General features: G+C 37.0%; 5 protein-coding genes. 2 read left to right on the forward strand and 3 right to left on the reverse strand.

Annotation, left to right across the window (positions count from 1 at the left end):
• Window positions 1-246: 246 nt before the first annotated feature.
• From VIP81_RS32565 to VIP81_RS32575, 3 genes are all read right to left on the reverse strand, one after another.
• Window positions 247-975 carry a hypothetical protein gene (locus tag VIP81_RS32565; protein WP_331972119.1) on the reverse strand — a complete coding sequence of 243 codons (729 nt, stop codon included), beginning with the start codon at window positions 973-975 and terminating at the stop codon, window positions 247-249.
• Between the two features lie 13 nt (window positions 976-988).
• Window positions 989-1,894 carry a DUF5655 domain-containing protein gene (locus VIP81_RS32570; RefSeq protein WP_331972122.1) on the reverse strand — a complete coding sequence of 302 codons (906 nt, stop codon included), beginning with the start codon at window positions 1,892-1,894 and terminating at the stop codon, window positions 989-991.
• A gap of 83 nt (window positions 1,895-1,977) precedes the next feature.
• The gene (locus VIP81_RS32575) at window positions 1,978-2,190 is read right to left on the reverse strand and encodes a helix-turn-helix transcriptional regulator (protein WP_331972126.1); all 213 of its coding nucleotides are present in this window, start codon (window positions 2,188-2,190) and stop codon (window positions 1,978-1,980) included.
• Between the two features lie 230 nt (window positions 2,191-2,420).
• On the opposite strand from VIP81_RS32575, the gene VIP81_RS32580 reads away from it, so the two are divergent.
• Window positions 2,421-2,657: a hypothetical protein gene (locus VIP81_RS32580; protein WP_331972129.1), complete on the forward strand. Its 237-nt coding sequence runs from the start codon at window positions 2,421-2,423 to the stop codon at window positions 2,655-2,657.
• A 345-nt stretch (window positions 2,658-3,002) separates the two neighbouring features.
• Entirely contained in the window at window positions 3,003-3,545 is a 543-nt protein-coding gene (locus tag VIP81_RS32585; RefSeq protein WP_331972132.1) for a DUF4365 domain-containing protein, read from the forward strand.
• Window positions 3,546-3,681 lie beyond the last annotated feature (136 nt).

The raw sequence follows: 3,681 nt of genomic DNA on the forward strand, positions 1-3,681 counted from the left end.
ATAACTAAAATCATTTCTATCGGTGTGAAATTTTGCAGTGGAATACTCTTAAATAATAAGAGAACTGCCTTAGAGTAAGATTTACATTCCCTGAATCAACAACTACATGGCTTCTAGAACTAACCGCCATCCAGTTTTTTCTGATAAGCGAAGCTAACGCAATTAAATCATTCAATAAAAAAAATTACAACAAGACTTGATTTTCATTTTGCAAAAAATGAGATAGCAGTAACTATCTATCTTGACTCAATAAAACTCGCTAATATTATTCACTACCAGCTCATACAACCTATCTATAATAGTAGCTCTACTCCTCTTAAATCCATTCCCATTTCTCACAAACTCCGCATCTACATTGATCACATTACCAATGTGGAATGATTTACACTTTGGCTTTTTATGCTTGTATTGCTCAATTATCTCATCACTTCTCTTCTTCGCTGTTTTAAGATAACTTGCTACTTCAGGGAATAGCAGCTGCACTTCTATTTGTGCCGTAACGATATCGAGGTAGAAATATATAGCTGTATCAAACCCTTCATAATCCTCATAATCCAACCACTCCTTTACTACTAACAAGCAATACTGTACCGCCGATAAATCCGGCAATTGATCGAGGGCTAACCAATAATCTCGCTTCAAGTTCTTAGCATCTTCCAGATTTCGCGCTAATAGGCTCAATGCCTCTTCTTTATTACCCTTCGATTTACGCAATATCCGTTCTGGCAAAGTAAAGCGTTCCTCATCAATACTGACAAGTGTTTTGGCAACATCATAATTAGCTGCTAACAAATGTTTATGAGCAACCTCTTTTGAAGCAGAAGTTTTGCTAATGATAATTTCGGTTAGTTCGTTCTCGAATAAACTACGTGCGAGATTTATGTCCCCACTAGTTTTATCAAGCAGATTAAGGCCATGACGAATACCAATGGGAATTTGTTCGCGTAAGAGATCCAATTCTTCTTTGTATTGCATCGTGGGTTAATAATTATGGGATCGCTTGCTTAATTAAACTCATGATGTATTCTAAATTTGAGTCATCCTCTGCTTGCAGTTGATAGTCTCCATTACCCCAGTGGCCAATTGCAGAAACATCAGTAGTCAAGCCTTTGGGATCATCTAACTGACCAGTACGTATATTTATAAAAATTCTGAGCATTTTCTTAAATAGCACTATATCTGCAATATTCCGTCCTTTCTTAAAAGCTATATATAATTTTTGAGGCTTTATCTCAATACCATCGGCAAGATTAAAAATAGCATTTTTGAACTTATCATATAATTCAACAATTTGATCAGGGCATTTATCTAAGTGATCCTGCTCTGTGTACACCTTTATTTCATCTGTAACTATACGAAGCGCTTGATTCTGTTCAGTAATCGGTTTAATGCTTACAGCTGAGGAAGATTTCTTAATGGGATTAATAGATATTGTGTTATTCTCATATTGCCTTACTTCCCATAACTCAATCGCAAGGTCTTTGAAATTAGTAGCTTGAATTTGATTATCGGTAAAGCTGGGGGAAACGAAAGCCACACGGGTCTGGCTCCAGTCCACTTCTTCGCGCTTCAAAGACCTATTCAAACTTTCATTGTACTCAATTATAAAATCTGCTTTATTTTCAAGCATGAGACTTAAATAAGTAAAGCCTTGATCTACTACACTAATATTCCTATCTCGTTTGTACTCAATAATAATAAAGGCATTCGACTGTACATCAAATGCTAAGGTATCAATCCGTTTGTTCTTAATAGTAAACTCACTTCGTACAAGCTCCAATCCCATTATGCAGGAAAGATTAGCTTCGAAAATTGTTTGGATTTCCTTTTCCAGTCGAAAAGGCCTTTCTTTAATCTCTTGGAGATGGTTGTTTTGAGTGGAATAGAGTATCATCTTTGACAAATTGGGTTAAAGATTATTTAAACAGACGTATAGGCGTCATACAAATTTCCCGGATAGTTACTATAAGCAGATTTTTATTTGTTCTTTCTTATCACCAGAAGCTCCCTCGCTTCCACGTCCAACGCCTCCGCAATCTTAAAAAGCGTCTCAACGGTCGGCTGCATCTGATTCGTACACCACTTGGAAACACTGTTCCTATTCATATCCAAAGTTTCCGCCAACCAATTATTGGTTTTGCCTTTTTCGGCAAGTACTGCTTTTATTCTATTGAATACTTTATCGCTCATTTTACTGCTTTATAAGCATATTTTTCATCAATTTAAGCAGATTTAAAATCATTACTAGAGCATAAAAATCATATAAATAAGCATATTATCATCATAATTTATGTGCATAATCACATTTATAGTTACATTTTTATTATCTTTAAGCATAATCAAAAAAATCTATTGTTATGCAAACCTCACAACCATTCTTCCACCATACTCACCTATCCGAGCAGGAATCCGCCGATCCGATGCTCGCCATAGCCCACTTCTGCGACTTATTCGCGCCAGCTACTGCGCGGCAAACCCTTTGGCTTTGGCTCTCGGAAACCCTTGCTGCAGAAGACACGCAATACGAAGATGTCCAACACCGGGCCGACCTGCTATTATTCTACCATGAGCTATTAAGGCTCCTTGATGCCAGTTACCTGTTGAGCCTTACAAAGCTATCCAGTCAACAATTATTGGCGAGTAACGAAGCCTCCTAATATCAATCCCACCTCAAAATAAATAGACATTGACCTCAACGCGTAATAGGGCAGGGGAGTTCCATTACAACTGTAAAGCATTTAAATCTGAAAGAATGAAGCGGATTCTATGCGAGAGGTCAATGCTTATTTATTTTACGATTCAAGCATATCGCAATTGGCGAATTTTAAAAAACATTCTATTTCTTACCTATTTTATTATCCCCGTTACCTACAAATAAAACAATGCTTAGGTATCTTTTTCAATTATTCAAAAAGCTATTTGTTAATCATCCATTTTTAACTACCGCCCTCTTATCCACTTAACCAAATATTTCTATTTTTAGAAAATAATAATTGTATGACATGCATCCTCTAACATCAAACGATATTGAAAGTGAAATCAGTTATGCCTATTTACATGCGGTAGCATCTCATGCCGGTGCTGGTTGCCATAATGCTAATAGGGCTTCTGATGGAAATGGAATTGACGCAATAATAACGGGATGGGGACCATTTCCTAATGGAGGATATATTCAAGAAGTAGATATAAAAGTTCAGTTAAAAGCAACAGTGGGTGTTCCTTCAGTAAACAATGGATTCATTTCTTATTTTTTGCAGGGAATAAACAGATATGACGATCTAAGAAGTGAAGCTTTGGTAACTCACAGAATCTTAGTAGTCATGTTCCTACCTCCGAACAGCGATCATTGGTTAAGCATCACCGAGAATGAACTACTGTTACAGAGATGTGCGTATTGGGTAAGTCTTAGAGGAGCGGATCCCTCCCAAAATGCGTCCGGCCAAACCATATATATTCCACAAAATCAGATATTGCATCCTGATAGTTTAAGAGGTATATTTGCTACGCGTAGCAGAAACGAAACACTAAATTACCAGTTACCATGATCCTGTTACTTGATTATAAAAATATACCATCTACGGATCTTAGGGATTTTGTAAAATCCAGAGGCTGGCACCAGGTTACAGAAGCCGTTTCCGACGGTTTGTTTGTGCTGACCAATCCCCTGTTCTCTAAAAGACA

This window comes from Chitinophaga sp., assembly GCF_036566945.1.
Taxonomy (GTDB): Bacteria; Bacteroidota; Bacteroidia; order Chitinophagales; family Chitinophagaceae; genus Chitinophaga.